This is a genomic window from Paraburkholderia sp. CNPSo 3274, assembly GCF_024206475.1.
Taxonomy (GTDB): Bacteria; Pseudomonadota; Gammaproteobacteria; order Burkholderiales; family Burkholderiaceae; genus Paraburkholderia.
The window spans coordinates 1-22,954 of record NZ_JAMBPR010000043.1 but is presented as its reverse complement, the minus strand read 5'-3'; the positions used below and the strand labels follow the sequence as shown (position 1 = coordinate 22,954).

Genomic DNA, 22,954 nt, shown 5'->3' with positions numbered 1-22,954 from the left:
CATGGACTTCAACTTCTCCGAAGAACAATTGATGCTGAAGGATGGCGCGGAGCGCTACGTCCAGCAGGAGTATGGATTCGAGGCGCGCACGCACATCGCGGCGCAGCAGGAGGGCTTCAGCCGCGAGCATTGGCGCGCCTACGCCGAGCTAGGCTGGCTCGGGCTGACCATGCCGGAAGACATCGGCGGCCTCGGGTGCTCGTTTGTCGAAATGGCGATCCTGATGGAGGCGCTCGGTCGCGGCATGGCGCTCGAACCGGTCGTGCAAACGGCGCTGCTTTGCGCCACGATCATCGAACGCGGCGATGCGCGGACACAGCGCGAGACGCTGCTGCCCGCCGTCATCGAAGGCAAGCTGCTGCTTTCGCTCGCGGATAGCGAAGCGGGCAGCCGATACAAGGTGGGTTGCCACGCACGAACCCATGCTCGCAAGACGGCCACGGGTTACGTGATCAGTGGCGCGAAAACGCTGGTGGTGGCCGGTGACTCGGCAGATCAACTGCTCGTGACCGCGCGAGTGGAAAGCGCATCGCAAGGCGTAGGCGTCTTTCTTGTCGACCGTCGGGCTGCGGGCGTCACGTGCCGGTCGTATCGCTTGCTCGACGGCTCACGTGCCGCGGATGTCGACCTGCACAATGTCGAGGTCGGCGACGATGCATTGATCGTCGGACCGGAGCGCGCGCTGGAGGTGCTCACGCAGGCAACGGAGCTCGCCATTCTCGCGAGCGTGGCCGAGAGCCTCGGCATGATGGAAGCGGTGATGGCAATCACTTCGGAGTACATCAAGGGGCGCTCGCAGTTCGGCCAGCCCATCGGCAAGTTTCAGGCGTTGCAACATCGCATGGCCGAGATGTTCGTCGCCACGCAGGAGGCGCGCTCGATGTTGTACTGCGGGATCGCGCATCTCGACCGTCCGGCGGCCGAACGTAGCCGCGCCATCTCGGCGGCCAAGGCGGTTGCCGCGCGCGCCGCTCGCTTCGTTTGCGCGCAGGGCATCCAGTTGCACGGGGGTATGGGGCTCACCGAGGAATATCCGGTTGGCCATTACTTCCGCAAGATGACGATGATGGAGAAGATGTTCGGCGATATCGACTTTCATCTCGACCGCGTTGCGGCAAGCAACCGGATACCGGTAACGGCGTGATCCGGGAGGAGCAGATCGTGCAACGCGTGAAGGAAAAGATTGCGATTGTGACCGGGGCCGCATCCGGTATCGGCGCTGCCTGTGCCGCGAGGCTCGCGCAGGAAGGCGCCTTGCTGGTGGTGGCGGACCTGAATTTCGAAGGGGCACAAGAGCAGGTTCGCCGTATCAAGGATTCGGGCGGCCAGGCGGTGGCGGCGCGTGTCGATATCGGCGACGAAAGCTCGATCGATGCGTTGTTCGATCTCACGCTCAAGACGTGGGGCGGCCTCGATATCCTGCACAACAACGCCGCCGCCACGTCGCTCTCCAGTACGGTCGATGCGGCGATCGAGGCCATCGACGTCGCCGTCTGGGACGACACGATGCGCATCAATCTTCGCGGCACCATGCTGGCTTCGCGGCGTGCGCTGCCGCTCATGCGCTCGCGCGGCGGCGGGTCGATCATCAATACCTCTTCGGGCTCCGCCCAGGCGGGTGCGTTGGGGTACAGCGCCTATGGCGTCTGCAAGGCCGGTATCGATAATTTGACGCGCTACATCGCCGCGCAGCACGGCAAGGAGGGCATACGCTGCAACGCGATCGCTCCCGGGCTGATCGTCACGCCGGTGACTCAGGCGTACTACGCGGGCGAGCTCGGCGAAATGATGCTGAGCCACCATCTCACGCCTCGCCTTGGGCTGCCCGAGGACATTGCACACGCGCTCGTGTATCTCGCTTCGGATGAAGCGGCGTTCGTCACGGGCCAGGTGTTCAACGTCGACGGCGGATTGCTTTCGCACCAGCCGTACTATGCCGACGAAATCCGCGCACGCTCGGCCGCCACGGCCAACGCGGCGAAGGGGGCGGCATGACGACGGATTCCGCTCTGCTTGCGCGTATCGAACGTATCGAGGCGCAGCTTGCCATTCAACAGTTGCCGATACGCTACGCGCTGGCGGTCGATTCGCGCGATCTGGACAGCCTCGTGCAACTGTTTGCCGAAGACGTCAATTGCGGCAGATGGGGCGTGGGGCGCGCAGCGTTGAAGACGTTCTACGGTTCCGAGCATATTCTGCGGGGTTTTTATCGCAGCATTCACCAGATCTGCGGCCACGCAGTCGACTTCATCGATGCCGACCATGCCACCGGAAGCGTCTATTGCCGCGCGGAGCACGAGGACAACGGCTCATGGGTGGTGATGGCGATCTGCTATTTCGATCACTACGTGCGGCGCGACGGGCGATGGTATTTCGAGCGCCGTGAAGAGCAGCACTGGTATTCGACGGACTGGCTCTCACGTCCCGGTGCGCCGCGCTTTCAAAACTGGCCAGGCAAATATGAAGGCGACCGGTACCAGCCGCGTCTTCCGCAAGGCTTTCCGACGTGGGCGGCGTTCTGGAGCAAGAGCGAACAGCGCGCCATCGACGCGTTGACGAAGGCGCCGTAAGCGCCTTGCTTGCGCGAGTGTGTTACAGCGCCGCTTCCCCGCGCAAGAGCACATCGGCGCCTCCGTCGACGAACGGAACCTGGCCCACCATGTAGCCGTTGGCCGGACTGCCGAGAAACGCAAGGAGCGGAACGATCTGCTCAGCGCTTGCATAGTCCCGCACGGCGGTGGGCACGCCTGCAGCAAGCGCCTCGCGGCCCTCGGCGGTTTCCAGCAGCGGCGCGACCATCGGCGTCTTCACGATGCCAGGCGCGATCCCGTTTAGCAACACACCCTGGTCCGCCCAGCCGGGCAGCACTGCCGTGCGCCGTATCCATTGCGTCAGCGCGCGTTTGGACGACGCATAGCACTGCGGGCCGATTTTCGCGGCCTGTTCCCGCGCGGCGAGTTCGTCGCCGTTGAGGCACATCTCGACGAGGCGTGTGTCGACGGGATGAAGCGATGCGAGCGAGGAGATCACCACCGCGCGCGGCTGCTCTGCGCGATGCAGGAGCGGCAACAGTCGCGGCAGCAGATCGGCAACGCCGAAGTAGTTGACCGATACCAGCGTATCGCCAGCCACCGGCGGAGACACCCCCGCGCACGCGACCACCGCGTCGATCGACGGCGTGATCTGTTGTACGCGCGCGAGGAGCCCTGCGCGTTGCGCCGGGTCAGCGAGGTCCGCGCAAATTTCCGCATTGCTCAGATCGACGCCAATCACCCGTTCGCCGAGCACCGTCAAATGCCGGGAGAGCGCGGCGCCCATGCCTGAAGCGGCGCCAGTGATCAGCGTCGTGCGGGGCGTATTCGTACTCATGACGCTCAAGCCGCCGAGCCGGGCAGACGCACCACGAGGCCGTCCAGCTCCGGCGTCATGAAGATCTGACACGTCAGACGGCTGTTTTCGCGCACGTCCATTGCGCAGGTGAGCATGTCGACTTCGTAGGACTCGGCCGTCGGCATGTGGCCGCGCCAGCCTTCGTCGACGTAGGCGTGACAGGTGGCGCAACTGCAACTGCCGCCACAATCCCCAAGAATGCCCGGGACCTGGTTGTTCACGGCGGTTTGCATGACCGAGTCGCCAACATTGGCGCTTACGCTGGCTTCGCTGCCGTCCGGCTGGATGAATCGAATGAGCGGCATGGCTTCTGGACCTCTGAAAAATTAGTTGGACTGGGGAAGCAGACTTTTCAACGGGATCGACTCGTCGGCGAGATCGGCCGCACGAACCGGAATCTTCTCGGCGACGAACCGCTTTGCCAGCATGAATTCGGGCGCGCGGCTCACCGTATCGGCTGCGAGCATCACGCCATCCTTGAGGTAAAACGCCGAAAACGAGCGGGTCTCGGAACTGCCGCGCAGGACGAACTCGTCGTAGCCCTGGGACAACCCGACCATCTTGAGCTTCAGATCGTATTGATCGGACCAGAACCACGGCACGCTGTTATAAACACGCTCCTTGCCGCACAACGACGCTGCTGCGGTGCGGGCCTGCTCCAGCGCGTTGGGCACCGACTCCAGACGCAGGCGGCGGCCAAGCGCGGGATTGGGATGGTTGGTGCAATCGCCGACCGCAAAAATATCTGGATCGGAGGTGCGCGTATGCTCGTCCACCACAATGCCGTTGTCGACGGTGAGACCCGCTGCTTGCGCGAGTTCGGTGGCGGGCTCCAGTCCCACGCCGACGATGACGAGATCCGCTGCGACGCGCGTGCCGTCCGCGCAGCACACGGCGGCAACGGCGTCACCGGATGCGTCGAGTTCAAATCCGCTCACGATTGCATTTGTGCGGATGTCGACTCCGGCCTCGCGGTGCACTTTCTCGTAGAAGGTGGAAAGCTCCGGCGCCGTGACGCGCGCGAGTACGCGCGGCAACGCTTCGAGCACGGTGACGTGCAAACCGCGCTTCACGGCCACGGCAGCGACTTCGAGGCCGACATATCCGCCGCCGATGATCACGAGACGCGAGCCAGCATGAAACTGGTTTCGAATGCGCGCGACGTGATCGAGCGTGCGAAGGTAGTGAAAGTTCTGCAGCTTCTCGATAGCTTCGATACCCGGCAACGCGAGGCGCCGCGCGCGACCGCCGGTGGCCAGAACAAGCTTCGCGTAGCCGATTTCGCTGCCATTGGAAAGCGTGACCCGTTTCGCCTCGCGGTCGATGTGCTCCGCGCGCGTCTCGGGTATGAACTCGACGCGTGCCTTGTCGTATGTCGACAGCGGTTTCAGGTAAAGCTGCTCGGCGGTCGATTCGCCCGACAGGAACGCCTTGGACAGCGGCGGCCGCTGGTACGGCAAATGCGGCTCTTCGCCCACCATCACGATGCGCCCCGTCCATCCCTGTTCGCGAATCGCGGTCGCGCACTCTCCCGCAGCATGACCCGCGCCGACGATCAGCGCGGTGTTTTCTGCGTCTATAGCTGTCATAAAGCGAACTCCGTCTCGCACGGCCGCGGACTTCACGCGGCCCCAGTTATTCTGAATAATGTTCTAAATTGTGAACGACGGTCGGCGCGGCTGTCAATGCCAATCAACCCCGCTCACGAACCCCGTTGGGCCGGCGCGGAGTTGACCATCGCCTCGATGCCGCCAACCGCAAAGCGGATCAAATAGGTGCGCATACGCTCGATATGTTGTGCCGTGAGTGCGCGTGTTCCGGACCGCGCTTCCTTCGCGTACAGCTCGTTGAGCACCAGGTGAAACACGGACTCGACGAAATGCTGCACGAGTTCGACGGTTTCCCGTGAGGCGCGGGGGAGCGCCTTCGCGAAGGCGTCGCGGTAGCGCGCAGCCGCTGGCGCGTATTGATCGTAGAACGGCGCCGTGAGGTCGGGGCGCTCCAGAAGGCAGCCAATCTGGGTCAGCAGGCGCAGGTAGTTTTGCCACCCGGGGTCGCCGCTTTTCAGGTGCGCGAATGCCGGCGCGGAAAGCGCGGTCACGATCGCTTCTACATCGGGCCGTTCGGCATGCAACGGAGCGAGCGCCGCTTCCAGCGACTCGATCACCTGCTGGCTGATCACGGCCGCGCGGCGGCCAATCGCCTGCTGAAACAGGGCGTCTTTGCTGCCGAAGTGATAACGCGCGAGGCTCAGTTCCATGCCGCAGCCCTGCATGATGTCGCGAATCGACGTACCGAAGTAACCGTGCATCGCGAACAGCCTTTCGGCGGTATCGAGAATGCGCTCGGGCGTTGTGCTGCGAGCCGAAGCGTGCGGCTCCTTGATATCGGCCGCCGGGCTGCTGGCGGCTCGTGTATTCCTCGACGGCATAGTTTCCCTTTCATTGCGGGGCGCGAACCGGCCACGCGCCGGCGGCCCCTATACGCGAATGATAGAACGTTCTTGCACAATCGTGCAAAAGCGAACATAGTTCAACTATAGGTACTTTCGGCAAGGCTGGGTACCGGCAAACGAACGACTAATGGAGACTGGAACCATGGCTGGCGCGCTGCGACTTGAAGACTTCGACGATCCGACGTTCAACCCCTTTTTCGAGGATTCGCTCGCTTACGGAGCCGATGCCAACCCATATCCGCGCATTGCCGAGATGCGCGAAAAGGGCGCGGTGCAGGAGGGGGACTATCGTGTGCTGATGGGCGGTGCGGCAGATCTGACGATGTCCGATGTCGCGCACTACTGCGTATTCGGCTACGACGAGGTATCGCAGGTGCTGGGCGATCCGGCCACGTTCTCGAACAAGTCTTATGAGCGCAATATCGGCATCAGCTTCGGACGCAGCATTTCGACGATGGACGCGCCCGAGCACCCGCGCTACCGCCGCATCTTCCAGAAGGCGTTTTTGCCGCACACCGTAGCCGCCTGGGGCGATACGCTGGTCGATCCTGTCGTGAGCGAACTGATGTCGAAGTTCGTGGATCGCGGGCATGCGGATCTCGTCAACGAGTTCACGCTCCACTATCCATTCAATATCATCTACCGCCAGCTGGCGTTGCCGCCGCAAGACGTGAAGATCTTCCACAAACTGGCGATCGCACAGACCCTGGTCTCGATCGACGTGGCGCACGGCGTGGAGGCGTCGACGAAGCTGGGCGCCTATTTCGCGCAACTCGTCGAGGCGCGCCGCAGCAAGCCCGGCGACGATCTCGTCAGCGTGCTGGCCACCGCGGAAGTCGATGGCGAATTGCTGCCGGACGAGGTCGTTATTTCGTTCCTGCGCCAACTCGTGAATGCGGGCGGCGACACCACCTATCGCGCAACCAGCGTGTTGCTGCTCGCGCTGCTGCGCGATCCCGCGCAACTCGAAGCGGTGCGCAACGATCGAACGCTGGTCGCGCAGGCGATCGAAGAGGCCCTGCGCTGGGACGGCCCCGTGTTGATGCAGTCGCGCTTGGCGGCGCGTGACGTCACGCTCGGTGGTGTCGAGATTCCCGCGGGCGCATTTCTCGATGTGTTGGCGGGCAGCGCCAATCGCGATCCCAGCCGCTTCCCCGATCCGGACAAGTTCGACATCTATCGCAAACCGGCTCACCGGCATTTCGCGTTTGCGTACGGCCCTCACGTGTGCATTGGTCAACACCTCGCGCGCGTGGAGATGACGCGTGCGCTCAACGCGATTCTCGACCGCCTGCCCAATCTTCGCCTCGATCCGGACGCGCCGGCTCCGCAGATCAACGGCATCATGATGCGCGTTCCGCATTCGATTCCCGTCGTCTTCGGCTAACCAGAACAAAGCCGGCCTCAAGTGCTGTGCACGAGGCCGACCGACAAGGCAAGCGTCGCTGGGCAACTCGTGCGTTGAGTTGCCCAGCTCGCACGGACGGTGGAGAACGCATTGATGACGGAGTTTGACTATGTCGTGGTTGGCGCGGGCGCTGCGGGTTGCGTGCTCGCCAACCGTCTTTCGCAAAGCGGGCGCCATACGGTGCTGCTCATCGAAGCAGGACCCGAGGACCGCAGTCCCCTGATCCGGATGCCCAAGGGATTCGGAAAGCTGCTGGGCGATCCGGCTCACGCCTGGTTCATCCCCGTACAGCCCGACGACGGCAACGGGCACCGCAATGAAATCTGGCTTCGCGGCAAGATGCTCGGAGGTTCGAGCAGCATCAACGGCATGGTGTACATGCGCGGACATCCTGTGGACTACGACGGATGGAGCGAGCTGGGCGTGGAGGGCTGGAGCTGGCAGAACCTGGCGCCGTGCTTCAGGCAGATCGAGGATCACGCGCTCGGCGCCGACGAGCTGCGGGGTTCGGGCGGTCCACTGAAAGTCTCGCCATATGCGCAGCGCAACCGAATTGGCGACGCTGTTCTCGAGGCGTGCCGGTCGCTTGGCATTCGGCGCGTGGAGGACATCAACCGGCTCGATCACGAGGGCATGGCCTATCTGATCTACACGATACGCAACGGGCAGCGGCAAAGCTCGGCCGACGCATTTCTGAAACCCGCTCGTTCGCGCAAGAACCTCACGGTCGTCACTGCGACGCAGGCCGCGCGCATCGTGTTTGACGGTACGCGCGCAGCCGGCGTGCAATGCGAAAGCGCAGGGCAGCAGATCGCTTACCGCGCGCGCCGCGAAGTCGTGCTATCGGCTGGAGCGATCGAGTCGCCGCGGCTTTTACAGTTATCGGGCATTGGCGATCCCGATCATCTGCAGTCGCTTGGCATTCCGGTCGTGGCGGCAAGTCGGGGTGTTGGACTCAACATGCGCGAGCACTATCTGTATATGGTGCAGGCGCGCCTGCAGCATTGGCACGATTCGCAGAACCGGCAGTTCAGCGGCCTGCGTCTATGGCGCAACGCGATGCAGTATTTCCTGTTCCGCCGTGGGGTGATGTCGCTCGGCTCGTATCAGGTGGGTGGCTTCGTGAAGACCGCTCCCGATGCGAAGCGTCCGGACGTCCAACTGATGATGGCGCCGTACTCGATGGATTTCGGCGCCGCCAGCTATGCCTTCGAGACGTTCCCTGGCATGCAGCTCTTCAGCTATCCACTGCGTCCGCGCAGCGAGGGACATGTCAAGATTCAGTCCGCGGATAATCGCGTGCCGCCCGAAGTCGTCGCGAATTACCTTGCCGACCCGTACGACCAGCGGATGGCCGTCAACGCATTCCGGCTCATGCGCAACGTGCTGGCCGCTGAGCCGCTCGCGAGCCTGCTGGAAGGAGAGACGCGTCCAGGCCCTGCCGTTCAGACCGACGCTGAGATTCTCGACCTCTACCGCCGAGAGGGCCAGTCCGGCTATCACGCTTGTGGCACCTGCAAGATGGGCTCCGATCCGCTTGCCGTGCTCGACTCGCGGCTGCGCGTGCGGGGCGTTGAAGGCCTGCGCGTAATGGATCTCTCCGTGACCCCCACGATGATTTCCGGCAACACCAATGGCCCCATGATGGCAATGGCGTGGCGCGCCGCCGGCCTGATCCTTGAGGACGCACGATGAGCCGTCTTGAAGACTATGGCGGGCGCTTTATAAACATCGAATTCGAGCAACGCGATGGCGTTCTACAGGTGCGCCTGCACACGAATGGCGGGCCGTTCAAGCGTCGCATGGTCGACGAACTGGGCTACGGGCTCGCGCTTGAAGGGCTTGCCGGTGTTGCCGTGCAGTCTGGCAAGACATAGCCCGTCGAAGCGACATGTTCACGAATGGGAGACACGATATGAACCTCGCAGTGCAAGCATTATCCGAGCGAAATGCGCTTGTCCAGCAAGCGCTCGACCGCGCCACGCGGGAAGGTGGTGAGATCGGCGTGCAGGTGGCGGCCTATCTGAACGGCAAGCTCGTGATAGACGCATGGAGCGGCCTGGCCGATCCGTCCACTGGGCGCCCCGTTGACGGCGACACGCTCTTCAACGTCTATTCGGTGACGAAGGCGGTCGCGGCAACCGCGCTGCATATCCTGGCGGACCGCGGGCTCATCGAATACGATGCGCCGGTGACGCGCTATTGGCCAGAGTACGTTGCACACGGGAAGGATAGAACGACGGTGCGCGATGTCCTGACTCACCGCGCGTGCGTGCCGCAGATGCCGGAAGGCGTGACACCGGAACTGATGTGCGACTGGCAATGGATGACGCGCGCCATCGCGAACCTGGAACCACTCGCCGAGCCTGGTACGAAGACGCTTTACCTCTCGATGACGTTCGGCTGGATCGTTGGTGAGCTGGTGCGGCGCGCCGATCCGAAGAAACGCTCACTGGGCCGTTTTGTCCAGGAAGAGATTGCGAATCCGCTCGATATCGCCGATTTGTGGATTGGCATTCCTGACGAAGTGGAACCTCGCATCGCACGTCTCACCGATGCGATGGTGCCGGTACCTGCGGAATACCTGCCGCCCCTGTTTCTGCGCTCGATGCCGCAACAGGTCGCATTGACGCCACAGGTGTTCGAGCGCCCGGACGTGCGGCGCGCGGAAGTGGCGGGTGTTGGCGGCATCTTCAATGCGCGTAGTGAAGCGCGTTTCTGGGCGATGCTGGCATGCGGCGGCGAGTTGGACGGCGTGAGGATACTCTCGAAGGAACTCGTGGCCACGCTCAATACGCCGCGCGCCAACAGCGAAGAGCCGGACCCAGTGATGTTCGGCTTTCCGATCCCGATCACGATCGGTGGCTTCTGGTTTGGCGGCAACCATCCGCCGGTTACGGCGGCACGTTCGCCGCGCGCGTTGTGCCATCCTGGCCAGGGCAATTCGATCGGCTGGGCAGACCCGGATACGGGGCTCGCGGTGGCAATCTGCCATAACAAGCTGTTCAACCCGACCACGCCGGAAGAAGACCCACTTCTTCCGATCGCCGTTGCGATTCGCGACGCGCTGGATCTGGAGTGATCGCCGAAATGGTCACGGATATCGCGCATTTGCAGCAATGGTCAGGTCGCACGGAGCAAGTGGAGGACCAGGTCACCCTCACGCCGATGGCGGCGCTCAGCGCCATGCTTGACCGCGACGACCCACCCGCAGCACCTGGCGATGACCTGCCGCCGTTGTGGCATTGGCTTTATTTTCTGCCGGTTCATCGTCAGTCGATGGTTGGGTCGGACGGCCATCCGAAGCGTGGAGGTTTTCTCCCGCCTGTCGACTTGCCTCGTCGCATGTGGGCGGGCAGCCAACTCGAGTTTCTGCGGCCGCTGAAGGCCGGCAGCGCGATCACGCGTCTATCGCGCATCGAGAGCGTTGCGCATAAGCAGGGGCGTACCGGTGATCTCGTGTTCGTCAAGGTCAAGCACGAGGTCAGTGACGCGGTCGGCCTCTCGATCGTCGAACGCCAGGATATCGTGTATCGCGACCATCCCGCTGCAAGCGAAAGGCCGGCCGCGTCACAGGCCGCGCCCGCAGACGCTCAATGGGCACGCGAGGTCATTCCCGATCCCGTGCTGCTGTTTCGATATTCGGCGCTTACCATGAACGGTCATCGCATTCACTACGATCGGCCATATGCGAGCGGCGAAGAGGGGTATGAGGGGCTCGTCGTGCACGGTCCGCTGCTTGCCACGCTACTCATGGACTCGCTGAGATCCGAATTTCCGGGTGCTCGGGTGGGATCGTTTTCGTTCCGCGCGATCAAGCCCGTTCTGGACACGTCACCTTTCTATGTCTGCGGGAAGCGGGATGAATCGGACCCGGGCAAGGTGATTTTGTGGATTTCGGGCAGCGACCGATCGTTGCGCATGGAAGCATCGGCCATGCTCGCCTGATTTGTTGAATCCGGTCTGCCAACATGTTTGATCGCAGGCGGCCCGGGCTCTGAACTGGAGAATTATGCGTTCGTTTCTTTTTGTGCCGGGAAGCAAGCCCGAGCGATTCGCCAAGGCGCTCGCGGCAGGCGCCGATGCGGTGATCGTGGACCTTGAAGATGCCGTGGCGGACGCGGAAAAAGCATCCGCGCGCGCTCATGTCGCCGATGCGGCGCGAACATTTTTGGCCTCACCAGTTCGCGTGCTATTGCGCGTCAACGGTGCTGGAACGCAGTGGTTCGAGGAGGACCTCTCACTTGCGGCGTCCGAGGGTATCGACGGCATCGTGTTGCCCAAGGCGGAGAATTCGGCGGCGTTGACTGCCGTCGCAGCCGCGACGGCGAAGCCCGTCTGGCCGATCATCGAATCCGCCGTGGGCGTCTGGAACGCGCTGGATGTGGCGCGTATGCGCGGTGTCGAGCGCCTCATTTTCGGCTCCGTGGATTTCGAGCTCGATCTGGATTGCGACGGTTCATGGGACGCGTTGCTGCACGCGCGTTCGCGCATCGTGCTGGCCTCGCGTGTAGCCGGAATTCAGTCTCCGGTGGATGGCGTAACCGTGGCGATCGATGACCAGCAGCAGCTCACGGATGACTCGTCGAAGGCGCGATCGCTGGGTTTCGGCGGCAAGCTGTGCATTCATCCGCGCCAGGTTGAAGCGGTCAATGCGGCGTTCAGCCCGAGCGCAGTCGAAATTGCCAAGGCGCGGCGAATCGTCGAGGCGTATGAGCGCGCTGAAGGCGGGGCCGTGTCCGTGGATGGAAGGATGGTGGACTTGCCGGTCTTGCTCAAGGCAAGACGTATCGTCGGTTTGACTGAAAGCGTGCGCGGTTCAGTCGAAGGGTAAGAGGTGCGGCGGGGCGACCGCTGCACCGCCCGCGCCGCCACCGCATGATGTGGCGCGGGCGTGGTCCGACTTTGCTTACACCGGATCCCACGGCGTGAGCGTCATGGAAGGCACGTTCGGGAAGAAGCTCGATTCGAACGCCGGCATGACCTGCTCGGCAATCGCTTCGGGCGTCCAGCCGCCGTCGCGATGCAGCGAGCGGATCATGCGGATCTGGTTGAAGAAATAGATTTCGTTGGCGCGCACACCGAAGATCTGACCCGAAACCTTGGCGGCCTGGTCGGAGGCGAGGTACACGGCGAGCGGCGCGACCTTGCGCGATTCCATGCGCTTGAGAATCTCGACGCGCGCCTTTTGTTCGGGCGTTTCCGAGGGAATCGAGGCCGTCATCGCGGTCCATGCCCACGGCGCGATGCAGTTAGAGCGCACGTTGAATTTGGCCATGTCGAGGGCGATCGACTTCGACAGACCGACGACACCCATCTTGGCGGCCGAGTAGTTGGCTTGCCCGATATTGCCGATCAGACCCGACGTGGAGGTCATATGAACGAAGCTGCCGCCGTTTTGCGCCTTGAAATGCGGAGCCGCAGCACGCGCCACGAAAAACGACCCGTTCAGGTGGACGTCGACTACGGCCTTCCACTCGTCGAGGCTCATGTTGAAGAACATGCGGTCACGTACGATGCCGGCGTTGTTGACCACACAGTCGATGCGGCCGAACGTGTCCAGCGCGGCCTGCACGATCTTCTGCGCCGAATCCCATTCGGCGACGCTGTCCGTCGAGGCAACCGCTTGTCCGCCGGCCTCCTTGATCTCCGCGACAACGCGCTGTGCGGCGAATTCGCCGGTTTCGGCGTTGCGACCGAGGTCGTTGACGACGACCTTGGCGCCGTTCGCCGCGAATTGCAGCGCGAAATCGCGCCCGATGCCGGCACCCGCACCCGTTACCACTACCACCTTGTCCTTGACGAAATCGCTCACTCTTGTCTCCGTTCGATACAGGCGTTGATGTAGAAAAGCTCGCCTCGGTATAATATCAAAACTGAACGACGTTGCATAATATGAACGCTATCACGTTGACGCAGAGTGCGGCGATTCATCCATTCGAAGACGACGAAATGAAAGGAGACGCAAGATGAATCATACGAAAGGCTGGAATGTGCCGGACCATGTTCCGCAAGAACTCGTGGTCGATTTCGACTATATGAACCCGCCTGGCGCACAAGACGATGTTCATCTGGCATGGAAGTCGCTGCACGCGGGGCCCGACATCGTATGGTCCCCTTACTATGGCGGCCACTGGATCGCCACGCGAGGCGAAGATATCGAGGCGATGCAGAAGGACCATACGCGCTTCTCGCATCAAAGCGTCAACATTCCGCCGCTCAACGAGTCGCGGCTCGTGCCGCTCGAACTCGACCCGCCTGAGCACACTGCGTACCGCAACCTGATCACGCCGGCCTTTCTTCCGCAGGCAATCGCATCGCTCGAGAGCGACGTACGCAGCCTCGCAATCGAGTTGATCGAAAAGATCGCGCCGCGAGGCGAATGCGAGTTCGTTTCGGAGTTCTCGAAGATCCTGCCGATCGTGATTTTTCTGCGTCTCGCGGATCTTCCGTTGAGCGATCGCGAGCAGTTGCTCGAATGGGCGGAGTGGGCCGTACGCGGCAATCTCGAAGAGCGCATCGAATCCCAGCACCGCCTCGGCGGCTATATCGCCTCCTGGGTGGAAAAGCGCAAGGCGGAGGCGGGCGGCGATCTGGTGAGCCTGATCGTCAACGCGCAGATCGATGGCAAGCCGATCAGCCCCGAGCGCATGTTCGGCATGTTCATCGTCGTGCTGTTCGGCGGACTGGATACCGTCGCCTCGATGATGGGTTTCATCGCACGTTTTCTCGCCGAGAATCCGGCGCACCGGCAGCAGCTCATCGAGAATCCGGAACTGATGGTGTCGTCGGTCGACGAATTGATCCGGCGCTTTGGCGTGGCGAATACCGCGCGGCTCATTACTCAGGACATGGAATACAAAGGCATCCAGTTCAAAAAGGGTGACCAGATCCAGTTGCCGAACTCTCTGTTCGGTCTCGACGACCGCAAGTTCGGCAACCCGCTTGCCGTCGACCTTACGCGCAAGCCGGTGATGCACGCGGCTTTCGGCAACGGGCCGCATCGCTGCCCGGGCTCGTTTCTCGCGCGCACGGAGATCAAGGTGTTCCTGCAGGAATGGCTCAAACGCATTCCCGATTTCCGCATTCGCGAGAACGACAAGCCACGGTGCGGCTCGGGCTCCGTCAACGGCATGCTCTATCTGCCGCTCGCCTGGGACGTAGCGCCCTGAAACAACCCCACCTCAACGACTCATAGAGCGATCATGAAAAAGTGGCAATGCATTTTTTGCGGGTTTTACTACGACGAAGCAGCGGGACTTCCGGCGGAGGGCGTCGCGCCCGGCACCCGCTGGGAAGACATCCCGGATGATTGGGCATGCCCCGAGTGCGGCGCGACCAAGGCCGACTTCGTGATGGTCGAGGTGGAGGCCTGAGGGTTTGGGCACGTGCACGGCGCCAGGCCGTGCGCTTCGTCACCCAGAGTCAAGCGCGCTCGAATACGGCGGCGATACCCTGGCCACCGCCGATGCACATGGTCTCGAGCGCATAACGCCCCTTTCGGCGCGTCAGTTCGTGCAAGAGCGTTGTCATGATCCGTACGCCCGTTGCGCCAATCGGGTGGCCGAGCGAGATGCCGGAGCCGTTCACGTTGAGCCGGTCGGTATCGTGCCAGTTCCAGCCTTTGAGGACTGCCAGCACCTGGCATGCGAACGCTTCGTTCACTTCGACGAGATCCATCTGATCGAGCGAGAGGCCGGTGCGCGCCATGAGCTTCTGGACCGCAGGCACGGGTCCGATGCCCATGCGTGACGGCTCGCAGCCGGCGGCGGCCCAGCCCGTCAGCCAGGCGATGGGTTCGAGGCCGAGTGCTTCGAGGCGGTCTTCCGCGACGACGAGGCAAGCGGCTGCGGCGTCGTTCTGCTGGCTGGAGTTGCCTGCGGTAACCGTGCCGCCCGGCATCAACGCGCGAAGCTTGCCGAGACTTTCCATGCTGGCGTCCGCACGGAATCCTTCGTCCTTGGAGAAGAGGAGCGGTTCGCCCTTCTTCTGGGGAACGCTGACCGCAACGACTTCTTCGGCCATGCGGCCCGACTCCCACGCCGCCGCCGCGCGCTGATGGCTGCGCAACGCGAATTCGTCGGCGGCCTCGCGGCTGATGCCGTAGTCGGTGGCGAGATTTTCCGCCGTCTCGATCATGCCGGAGATATAGCCGAAGCGAGATTCGGGCTGCGAGCGCTCGCGGCCGCGTGCGAGACGGTCGTGAAACTGGACGGAGCCCGAACGGGCGCCCCAGCGCATGTCCGTGCTGTAGTACTCGATGTTGCTCATGCTTTCCACGCCGCCGGCCAGCACCACCTCGGCGGCGCCGGTCTGCACCATCATCGCTGCGGTGGCGAGCGCCTGCAGGCCGCCGCCGCAGCGGCGGTCCAGTTGCATGCCCGGCACTTCCACGGGCAGGCCCGCCTGCAGCGCGATCCAGCGGCCCACGCAGGGCGTTTCGCTGTTCGCATACGATTGTGCGAACACGACGTCGTCGATGCGAGCGGGATCGAGGCCCGCTCGCCGGATCGTTTCGTTCGCAACGAGTGCGCCGAGTTCTTCGACGGAGACGCCGCGCAGGCTACCGCCAAAGGTGCCGACGGGCGTTCGTACGGGGGAGACAATGGCTGCGCGTTTCATGGAAATTTCCTTGCAGGGTTTCGAGGTTCTGATTCAGGCGACGAGCGTCGCATTACCGGAGCGATTGGACGGCCGGGCGCCCGCCATCTGATCGAGCGCGCCACGATGGTCCGGATGCGCGATTGTCAGCATGCACTCGCGCCGTTGGCGCAACGTCAGTCCGCGCAGGTCGGCTACGCCATATTCCGTCACGACGATGCCCGCGTCGCTGCGCGGCGTGCTGACCGGGCCGTTCAACGACGCGACAATGCGCGAGGCGCCTTTACCCGCCGTGGAGGGCAGTGCGATGACGGGAACGCCGCCACGGGAGCGCCGCGCGCCGCGCAGGAAGTCCAGTGCGCCGCCCACCGCTCCCACGTATACTCCCCCGGCAATTTCGGCGTTGATCTGCCCGCTCAGATCGACTTCGACCGCCGAGTTGATGGCGACGAAGCGATCGATGCTCGCGAGCACGTGCGGGTCGTGCGTGTAGCGGGTCGAACGAAACTCGATGGCGTCGTTGCGGTGCGCGAACTCGTGAATGCGACGGCCGCCCATCATCACGCCGGCAATGGTCTTGCCCATGTCGATGGTCTTGCGCGCATTGTTGATCACGCCGCTTTGCATGAGATCGGCGACTTGGTCTCCGATCGTGCCGGAATGAATGCCGAGGTCTCGACGATCGGTGAGGCACGCAAGGATCGCCTCTGGAATCGCGCCGAGACCGAGTTGAATCGTGGCGCCGTCTTCGATCAAACTTGCCGTGTACTGTGCGATCGCCAGATCCGTTGCGCTTGCTGCGCTGGGCGAACTTTCGGGCAAAACGCGTGACGTCGGCAGGATGAAGTCGATCTCGTCGTCGCGGAGGTAGCGCTCGCCGTATGTCCAGGGCGCCTGCTCATTCACTTCCGCAACGACGACGCGCGCGTGCTTCAGTGCCGGAATCAGATACTCATGCGCAATGGACAGGCTATAGCGACCCTGCAAATCGGGCGGCGCCAACTGCAGCAGCAAGACGTCGATGGGAAACTGGCCCGACTCCATCATCTGTGGAAACTGCGAGTAGTGGCACGGAAGAATATCGAGTGCGCCAGCCTTGGCCAAAGCGCGGTTGGCGCCTGTGCCACAGTACGAAACGAAATCGATGCAGTCCGCGTGCTCCGGGCGGCAGGTGTCGAAACTGCTGGCGCCCAAAAAAATCCGAAATGCGCCAATGCTGTGCCGTTGCTCTAGCAACTTTCTCGTGAGCGGGAGGGGCTCCGCGTTCGATTGACCCCACGCAACGGTATCTCCAGAACGAACGACGGATGCGAAGTCGACGGAGTCCGCCTCTAGCAGTAAGGGCATGATGTTGTTCGCGTCAGTGCGTAGTTTGAGTCATTTGCGCAACGGCATGGGTCTCGTCGTACTGCCCACGCACGGCGCCCGAAGCGATGAGTTCCGCGATCCGCTCTTCGCTGTATCCGATGCTGCGCAGTACGTCTTCCGTATGCTGGCCAAGGCGCGGAACGGCGAGCGGCGGCGCTGCAGGCTCCGTGCGGAAATGAATCGGGCTTGCAACGTGTTTGCGTCCGGACGGATCGCTTTGAATCATCGCGCGCTCATGCGCATGTGGATGGTCGAGCGCTTCGGCGAGCGAGAGCACAGGCGCGACGCTGATGTTTCGGCCCTCGAACCAGTCGAGCCATTCATCGAGCGTGCGGGTCAGGAAGGTACGCGTCAGGAATGCGCACACCCGCGTCTGAGCTTCGCCGGCCGGACCGATGGCGTCGCCGACCAGGTCAGGGCGGCCGAGTGGCGTAAGCAGGTTAGTGGCAAAGCTGCGCTCCCGGCCGCCGAGGCAGAGCCATTTCGAATCGGCAGTCTCATAGCTGCTGAGCAGTGCGAGTCCGCTGTCGTCATCCGGCGTCTCCTCGGATGAAACGTCCGGCGTGTTGAGCAAGCGGCCACTCAGATAAGGCTGTGCAGTGAGCGCCGCATCGAAGAGCGAGATGTCGATGTAGTCGCCGAGCCCCGTTTCCCGCGCGCGCAGTAGTGCCATCAACACAGCGGACAACGCCGTCAACGAACCGGCAAGCGCGGCGAGCGACGGCCCTGTGGTAACGGGCATCCCGCGGCTGTCGCGCGGCAGCGTTCCCGCAAGCGCTTGAATCACCGGATCATGAGCGGGCAGTTGAGAGAGCGGGCCATTCTGTCCAAATGCGGTCATCGCGCAATAAACGAGTCGCGGGTTCGTCCGGCTCACCGTGTCGTAGTCGATGCCAAGGCGGGCGGCCACCCCCGGCCGTGACGATTCGATCACCACGTCGGCCTCGTTCATCAGCTTGAGCGCCGCCTCGCGTCCATCGGGATGCTTCAGGTCGAGGGCGATGCTGCGCTTGCCGCGGTTGATCGCGGCGAAGAACGCGCCATCCGTGCCCGGTGCGCCGCGTGTGGGGTCACCGGTGACCGGTTCGATCTTGATGACGTGCGCGCCGTGTTCCGCGAGGTTGCCGGCGAGGAACGGACCCGGCATGAACTGTGACAGATCCACCACGCGAAGACCGGTCAGTTTCATGCGAGAGCGGCTCCGAAGCCGAGCTGGCGTTGCGCGATCGCGGCAGCTTCCTTCACGATGCGTCCGATCAGTTCCGCACAGGTAGGCAGGTCGTGGATGAGACCGGTCACGATCCCGGCGGGGAACGCGCCGCCTTCGACTTCTCCCGTGACGAATGCGTCCATCCAACGCTTAGCTCCGGTCAGCGCGTAGAGGTCGGCATGCGTCACCTGCCCGCTGCGCTCCAGTTCGAGCGCGGCGAGGCTCACGCTATTCTTGATCACACGGCTTGAATCGCCGAGCGAGCGGCCGACCACCAGCGTATCGCGCTCGGTCGCTTCCAGCAGACGTTGCTTGATCGCCGGGTGTACCTGCGATTCTTGCGTGAGCATAAAGCGCGTGCCCATATTGATGCCTTCCGCGCCGAGCGCCAGAGCCGCCATCAGACCGCGCCCATCGGCGAAGCCACCGGAGGCGAGAATCGGCACCTTCAGCTTGTCGGCGGCGGCGGGAATCAGGATCAGTCCCGGGATATCGTCTTCGCCCGGGTGCCCCGCGCATTCGAACCCGTCGATGCTGACGGCGTCCGCGCCGAGCGATTCGGCCTTCACCGCGTGGCGGACCGTGACGCACTTGTGGACGACCTTGACGCCGCGCGCCTTGAATTCGGCGATGTATTTCGCGGGATTGCTGCCTGCCGTTTCCACGACCTGCACACCCTGCGAAACGATCGTGCGCACATACGCGTCATAGTCGAGGCCGACATTTGCGCCGAGAACGGTCAGGTTCACACCGAACGGTTTGTCCGTGAGCGAACGCACTTTGTCGATTTCACGCGCGAGCGCGTCGGCGCTTGCATGCGTATGCGCGGAGAGGAAGCCAAGACCGCCCGCGTTGCCTACGGCCGCTGCCAGTTCGGCGCGCGCCACCCAGCGCATGCCGCCTTGAATGATAGGGTATTGAATGCCGAGTAATTCAGTAATGCGATTGACGTAGGGTTTCATCGCGTGCCCGTAGTTTGGGTAGGAAGTGTGTGCCAGAGGGGCGCTGGACGCGCGGCCTGGCGTGCTCAGTTCGCCACGGCAGAAGTGGCCTTTTTTCTCAGTGATTCAACAATCGCGGAACTGCGGCTTGCGTTTTTCGGCGAAGGCTGCCATCCCTTCCTTGCGGTCTTCGGTGGCGAAAGTCGAATACGCCATGCGCCGCTCGAACAGGATGCCTTCGGCGAGGCTCGATTCGTAGGCACGGTTGACGCACTCTTTCGCCATCGCCACGACCGGTTGCGAGAATCGCGCGATTTCGTCGGCTGTTTTCAGCGCTTCGCCGACGAGCGTATCGACGGGAACGATGCGGCTCACGAGCCCGCATCGTTCGGCTTCGACAGCGTCCATCTTGCGGCCGGTGAGGATCATCTCCATCGCCTTCGATTTGCCGAGCACGCGCGTGAGGCGCTGCGTGCCGCCAGCGCCGGGAATGGTTGCGAGCGTGATTTCGGGCAGGGCGAAACGCGCGTTGTCGGCGGCCAGAATGAAGTCGCACATCATGGCCAGCTCGCAGCCTCCGCCCAGCGCAAGACCGGCGACGGCGGCGATGACCGGTTTGCGGCAACGCGAGGTGCGCTCCCAGTTCGACGTGATGAACTGATTCTTGTAGACGTCCATGTACGTCCATTCGCCCATCATCTTGATGTCGGCTCCGGCGGCGAACGCCTTTTCACTGCCGGCGAGCACGATCGCGCCAATGGCCGGATCGGCTTCGAGGCCGTCGAGTGCGGCCGTCAGCTCGTCCATCAGCTGGTTGTTCAGCGCGTTATAGGCTTGCGGACGGTTCAGCTTGATCAAGCCGGTCTTGCCGTGAATTTCGACGATGATCGTCTCATAGGCCATGGTCTTTCCTTGCGGGAATCAGGGTGAACACTTAAGCCAGCATCGGTATCTGCTCGGCCATAGTTGCGTTGGCTGTGGCGCCCCATTCAGACTGCGTCGGGTCGTGCCGCGCGTTGCCAAATTTGTGAACGACGTTTATGATTCTGAATGTGTGACCCGGCTTTGTCAATTGAGCCCATGGTCGGATTTGCTAACGGAAAACACCGCGAGGAGACAGTGCATGACGACTCGTCACGAGGACGGACAGATTCGCGTTGAACAACGCGGGAACCTGCTTTTGATAGGGATCGACCGGCCGGAAAAGCGCAACGGCTTTACGCCGAAGATGTTCAAGGAACTGGCCGCCGCTTACACGCGGCTCGAGAACAGCAGCGATCTGTTCTGCGGTCTGGTCTATGCCGAAGGCGACCACTTTACGGCGGGGCTCGACATGCCGAAGATCGCGCCGTTGCGCCGTGAGGGCAAACCCTTGCTTCCGGAGGGCGAGGTCGATCCGTTCAACTTGCGCGCGCCGCTGCGCACAAAGCCGGTCGTCATCGCTCTCAAAGGCATCTGCTTTACGGTCGCGGTCGAATTGATGCTGGCATCGGAAGTGGCCGTGGCCGCCGATAACTGCCGTTTCTCCCAGCTTGAAGTGAAGCGGGGGATCATGGCAGGTTGTGGTGCGACGTTCCGGATGGTCCAGCGTGCCGGCTGGGGCAACGCGATGAAGGTGCTGCTCACCGGCGACGAGTTCACCGCAGAGGAGGCGCGCCACATGAACTTCGTGCAGGACGTTGTGCCGGCGGGCCAGGAGTTCGACCGGGCGCTCGCTATCGCGGAGCGAATCGCCGCGCAGGCGCCGCTCGCCGTTCAGGCCACGATGCAGAACGCGCGCGTCTCACTGGGGCAAGGCTGGCAGGATGCCTACGCGACGATTCAGTCGACCCAGCAGTTTCTCTACAACACGGAAGACGCAAAGGAAGGCGTTCAGTCCTTCGTCGAAAAACGCACGGCGAAGTTCGTCGGACGCTGATGCATGGCTTACGGCGCGGCCGGCATGAATTCAAGAGGACAGTTTGATATGACAAAAGGCGCGTTGACGGGGGTTCGCGTACTCGACCTGAGCCGCATTCTCGCGGGGCCCTGGGGGGCTCAGATGCTGGCGGATCTCGGCGCGGAGGTCATCAAGGTAGAGCGTCCGGGCAAAGGGGACGATTCGCGGCAGTTCGGCCCTCCGTTTCTCATGGATCGGGAGGGCAAGGTCACGCGCGAGTCGACGTTCTTTATCAGCGCGAACCGCGGCAAGAAGTCGATCACATGCGATATTTCGACGCCCGACGGCCAGGCGCTGATCCGCTCGCTGGCGGCGCAGTGCGACGTATTGCTCGAGAACTATAAGGTCGGCGACCTCAAGCGCTATGGGCTCGACTATGAGAGCCTCAAGCTCGTCAATCCACGCCTGATCTACTGCTCGATAACGGGGTTCGGACAAACCGGACCGTACAGTCCGCGCCCCGGATACGATTCGATTTTCCAGGCGATGGGCGGTCTAATGAGCGTCACGGGTAACGGCGACGACGTGCCGGGCGGCGGACCGATGAAAACCGGGCCCAGTCTCGCGGACATCCTTTGTGGCCAGTACGCGGCGTCCGCGATCATCGCCGCGCTCTATCATCGCGACGCGGCGCAAGGCGGCAGCGGGGAGGGGCAGTACATCGACCTGGCGCTGCTGGACGCGATGATCGCCGCCACATCGCACTATGCAAGCCAGTACCTCGTTTCAGGTCAGGTTCCGAGCCGGCGCGGTACAGAGGGGAACGGCGGCATGCCGTCGCGCATGTTCCGCTGTGCCGATCGCGACATCATGATCGTGGCGGGCAACAACGAACAATACGCGCGGATGTGTCAGGTCCTCGGGCATCCTGAACTCGCCGGCGACCCGCGATTCAGCGAGATTGCACTGCGAGTGAAGAATCGTCGCGCGCTTGGCGAAGTGTTCGAGCCGCTGATCGCCGAATGGCAAAGCGATGAACTGCTGGCGGCTCTCGACGCCGCTGGGGTGCCGGCGGGGCCGATCAACAATCTGGAGCAAGTGTTCGCCGATCCGCATGTGCAGGCGCGCGCGATGTGTGTTGAAGTCGCGCATCCGCTCACCGACGAGGCGGTTCGTATGGTCGCCAATCCGGTGAAGATGTCGGGCACGCCTATCGATTCGTACGGAGCGCCGCCGATGCTCGGTCAGCATACGGACGCGGTGCTTCGCGATGTGCTGGACATGTCGCAATCGGAAATCGATATCCTGCGCGAAAAGAAAGTGCTGTAGAAAGCGAGAATCTTGCGAAGCGCAGCCCTTCGGGGCTCGCTTTTTCATGGTTTTCCGAGTCGGGTTCGGCTGACGATGCCGCGTTCATGCTCGGCAATGCGGAAAGCGTCGTGATCGTGCCGGGCTACGGCCTCGCGGTGGCGCGCGCGCAGCATGCGCTGAAGGAGCTTACCGACAAGCTCGTGGAGAAGGGCGTGGACGTGCGCTACGCGATCCACCCGGTGGCGGGCCGCATGCCGGGCCACATGAACGTGCTGCTCGCGGAAGCCGAGGTGCCCTACGACATGGTGTTCGAGATGGAGGACATCAACAACGAGTTCGGCCAGACCGATGTCGTGCTCGTGCTCGGTGCGAACGACGTGGTGAATCCGGC

At 62.9% G+C, this 22,954-nt stretch carries 23 protein-coding genes and 1 pseudogene; 14 read left to right on the top strand and 10 right to left on the bottom strand.

The window, feature by feature from the left end; all coding sequences use genetic code 11:
• Position 1 precedes the first annotated feature (1 nt).
• Genes M3I54_RS26645 through M3I54_RS26635 form a run of 3 tightly spaced genes read left to right on the top strand, consistent with a single transcriptional unit; the run spans position 2 to position 2,570 of the window.
• Positions 2-1,144 (top strand): acyl-CoA dehydrogenase family protein, encoded by a 1,143-nt coding sequence (locus M3I54_RS26645; RefSeq protein WP_254341478.1) that lies wholly within the window; start codon positions 2-4, stop codon positions 1,142-1,144.
• 17 nt (positions 1,145-1,161) lie between these two features.
• On the top strand, positions 1,162-1,995 hold the full coding sequence (locus M3I54_RS26640) for an SDR family oxidoreductase (protein WP_254341470.1): 834 nt from the start codon (positions 1,162-1,164) through the stop codon (positions 1,993-1,995).
• On the top strand, positions 1,992-2,570 hold the full coding sequence (locus M3I54_RS26635) for a nuclear transport factor 2 family protein (protein WP_254341468.1): 579 nt from the start codon (positions 1,992-1,994) through the stop codon (positions 2,568-2,570). The genes M3I54_RS26640 and M3I54_RS26635 overlap by 4 nt, the downstream gene beginning before the upstream one ends.
• 22 nt (positions 2,571-2,592) lie before the next feature.
• On the opposite strand, the gene M3I54_RS26630 is transcribed toward M3I54_RS26635, so the two are convergent.
• From M3I54_RS26630 to M3I54_RS26615, 4 genes are all read right to left on the bottom strand, one after another.
• Positions 2,593-3,369 (bottom strand): SDR family oxidoreductase, encoded by a 777-nt coding sequence (locus M3I54_RS26630; RefSeq protein WP_254341466.1) that lies wholly within the window; start codon positions 3,367-3,369, stop codon positions 2,593-2,595.
• A 5-nt stretch (positions 3,370-3,374) separates the two neighbouring features.
• Complete coding sequence (locus M3I54_RS26625; RefSeq protein ID WP_254341464.1) at positions 3,375-3,695, bottom strand: 2Fe-2S iron-sulfur cluster-binding protein; 321 nt, start codon at positions 3,693-3,695, stop codon at positions 3,375-3,377.
• 21 nt (positions 3,696-3,716) lie between these two features.
• Positions 3,717-4,979: an NAD(P)/FAD-dependent oxidoreductase gene (locus M3I54_RS26620; protein WP_254341456.1), complete on the bottom strand. Its 1,263-nt coding sequence runs from the start codon at positions 4,977-4,979 to the stop codon at positions 3,717-3,719.
• A gap of 113 nt (positions 4,980-5,092) precedes the next feature.
• Positions 5,093-5,821: a TetR/AcrR family transcriptional regulator gene (locus tag M3I54_RS26615; protein ID WP_254341455.1), complete on the bottom strand. Its 729-nt coding sequence runs from the start codon at positions 5,819-5,821 to the stop codon at positions 5,093-5,095.
• 166 nt (positions 5,822-5,987) lie between these two features.
• On the opposite strand from M3I54_RS26615, the gene M3I54_RS26610 reads away from it, so the two are divergent.
• From M3I54_RS26610 to M3I54_RS26585, 6 genes are all read left to right on the top strand, one after another.
• The gene (locus M3I54_RS26610) at positions 5,988-7,232 is read left to right on the top strand and encodes a cytochrome P450 (protein ID WP_309249643.1); all 1,245 of its coding nucleotides are present in this window, start codon (positions 5,988-5,990) and stop codon (positions 7,230-7,232) included.
• Positions 7,233-7,346: 114 nt separating this feature from the next.
• On the top strand, positions 7,347-8,948 hold the full coding sequence (locus tag M3I54_RS26605) for a GMC family oxidoreductase (protein ID WP_254341451.1): 1,602 nt from the start codon (positions 7,347-7,349) through the stop codon (positions 8,946-8,948).
• The gene (locus tag M3I54_RS26600; protein ID WP_254341448.1) at positions 8,945-9,130 is read left to right on the top strand and encodes a hypothetical protein; all 186 of its coding nucleotides are present in this window, start codon (positions 8,945-8,947) and stop codon (positions 9,128-9,130) included. The genes M3I54_RS26605 and M3I54_RS26600 overlap by 4 nt, the downstream gene beginning before the upstream one ends.
• A 38-nt stretch (positions 9,131-9,168) precedes the next feature.
• Entirely contained in the window at positions 9,169-10,335 is a 1,167-nt protein-coding gene (locus M3I54_RS26595; RefSeq protein WP_254341446.1) for a serine hydrolase, read from the top strand.
• A gap of 8 nt (positions 10,336-10,343) precedes the next feature.
• Positions 10,344-11,201, top strand: a complete 858-nt coding sequence (locus M3I54_RS26590; RefSeq protein WP_254341444.1) for a MaoC family dehydratase N-terminal domain-containing protein — start codon at positions 10,344-10,346, stop codon at positions 11,199-11,201.
• 64 nt (positions 11,202-11,265) lie between these two features.
• On the top strand, positions 11,266-12,087 hold the full coding sequence (locus M3I54_RS26585; RefSeq protein ID WP_254341443.1) for a CoA ester lyase: 822 nt from the start codon (positions 11,266-11,268) through the stop codon (positions 12,085-12,087).
• A gap of 75 nt (positions 12,088-12,162) precedes the next feature.
• Here the strand turns inward: M3I54_RS26585 and M3I54_RS26580 are convergent, their stop codons facing one another.
• Positions 12,163-13,068, bottom strand: coding sequence for an SDR family NAD(P)-dependent oxidoreductase (locus M3I54_RS26580; RefSeq protein ID WP_254341440.1), 906 nt, complete (start codon positions 13,066-13,068; stop codon positions 12,163-12,165).
• Between the two features lie 154 nt (positions 13,069-13,222).
• Here M3I54_RS26580 and M3I54_RS26575 point away from each other — a divergent pair, with 154 nt between their 5' ends.
• Complete coding sequence (locus M3I54_RS26575; RefSeq protein WP_254341438.1) at positions 13,223-14,425, top strand: cytochrome P450; 1,203 nt, start codon at positions 13,223-13,225, stop codon at positions 14,423-14,425.
• A gap of 33 nt (positions 14,426-14,458) precedes the next feature.
• Positions 14,459-14,629, top strand: a complete 171-nt coding sequence (locus tag M3I54_RS26570) for a rubredoxin (protein ID WP_090870124.1) — start codon at positions 14,459-14,461, stop codon at positions 14,627-14,629.
• A 49-nt stretch (positions 14,630-14,678) separates the two neighbouring features.
• On the opposite strand, the gene M3I54_RS26565 is transcribed toward M3I54_RS26570, so the two are convergent.
• The 5 genes from M3I54_RS26565 to M3I54_RS26545 form a co-directional block, all read right to left on the bottom strand.
• Complete coding sequence (locus tag M3I54_RS26565) at positions 14,679-15,875, bottom strand: acetyl-CoA C-acetyltransferase (RefSeq protein ID WP_254341436.1); 1,197 nt, start codon at positions 15,873-15,875, stop codon at positions 14,679-14,681.
• A gap of 33 nt (positions 15,876-15,908) precedes the next feature.
• On the bottom strand, positions 15,909-17,201 hold the full coding sequence (locus M3I54_RS26560; RefSeq protein WP_254341434.1) for an acetyl-CoA hydrolase/transferase family protein: 1,293 nt from the start codon (positions 17,199-17,201) through the stop codon (positions 15,909-15,911).
• A gap of 13 nt (positions 17,202-17,214) precedes the next feature.
• The gene (locus tag M3I54_RS26555) at positions 17,215-18,411 is read right to left on the bottom strand and encodes a CaiB/BaiF CoA-transferase family protein (RefSeq protein WP_254341432.1); all 1,197 of its coding nucleotides are present in this window, start codon (positions 18,409-18,411) and stop codon (positions 17,215-17,217) included.
• On the bottom strand, positions 18,408-19,394 hold the full coding sequence (locus M3I54_RS26550) for a nitronate monooxygenase family protein (protein ID WP_254341430.1): 987 nt from the start codon (positions 19,392-19,394) through the stop codon (positions 18,408-18,410). The genes M3I54_RS26555 and M3I54_RS26550 overlap by 4 nt, the downstream gene beginning before the upstream one ends.
• Before the next feature lie 105 nt (positions 19,395-19,499).
• Positions 19,500-20,276: an enoyl-CoA hydratase gene (locus tag M3I54_RS26545; RefSeq protein WP_254341424.1), complete on the bottom strand. Its 777-nt coding sequence runs from the start codon at positions 20,274-20,276 to the stop codon at positions 19,500-19,502.
• Between the two features lie 220 nt (positions 20,277-20,496).
• On the opposite strand from M3I54_RS26545, the gene M3I54_RS26540 reads away from it, so the two are divergent.
• From M3I54_RS26540 to M3I54_RS26530, 3 genes and pseudogenes are all read left to right on the top strand, one after another.
• Positions 20,497-21,291, top strand: a complete 795-nt coding sequence (locus M3I54_RS26540) for a crotonase/enoyl-CoA hydratase family protein (protein WP_254341607.1) — start codon at positions 20,497-20,499, stop codon at positions 21,289-21,291.
• 48 nt (positions 21,292-21,339) lie between these two features.
• Positions 21,340-22,581 (top strand): CaiB/BaiF CoA-transferase family protein, encoded by a 1,242-nt coding sequence (locus tag M3I54_RS26535; protein ID WP_254341422.1) that lies wholly within the window; start codon positions 21,340-21,342, stop codon positions 22,579-22,581.
• A 56-nt stretch (positions 22,582-22,637) separates the two neighbouring features.
• Positions 22,638-22,954: pseudogene (locus tag M3I54_RS26530) on the top strand (NAD(P)(+) transhydrogenase (Re/Si-specific) subunit beta); the annotation flags it as partial.